General features: G+C 70.2%; 1 protein-coding gene. It reads right to left on the reverse strand.

What is annotated here, in order from left to right; genetic code table 11:
- A partial coding sequence (locus tag ASE30_RS15855) for an AMP-binding protein (protein ID WP_156407680.1) occupies nt 1-265 on the reverse strand: 265 nt, incomplete at both ends.

A 265-nucleotide genomic window follows, 5' to 3' on the forward strand; every position in this document is an offset into this window, starting at 1 on the left:
CTGCGCCTGCGCGGGTAGCGCCTCGCCGCTGCACAGCACCTGACGGATGGAACCGCAACCGCGCCCCGCCCCATCGGCCAGGAATGCCTGCAGCATCGACGGCACAAAGTGCAGCGTGGTCACGTCCTGCTCCCGGATCAGCGCGCCCAGTCGCTGCGGGTCGCGATGCGCGCCCGGCGCGGCCACCACCAGCCGCGCGCCCACCATCAGCGGCCAGAAGAACTCCCACACCGATACGTCAAAGCTGAACGGCGTCTTCTGCAGC

Source organism: Achromobacter sp. Root83 (assembly GCF_001428845.1).
Classification (GTDB): Bacteria; Pseudomonadota; Gammaproteobacteria; order Burkholderiales; family Burkholderiaceae_B; genus Achromobacter.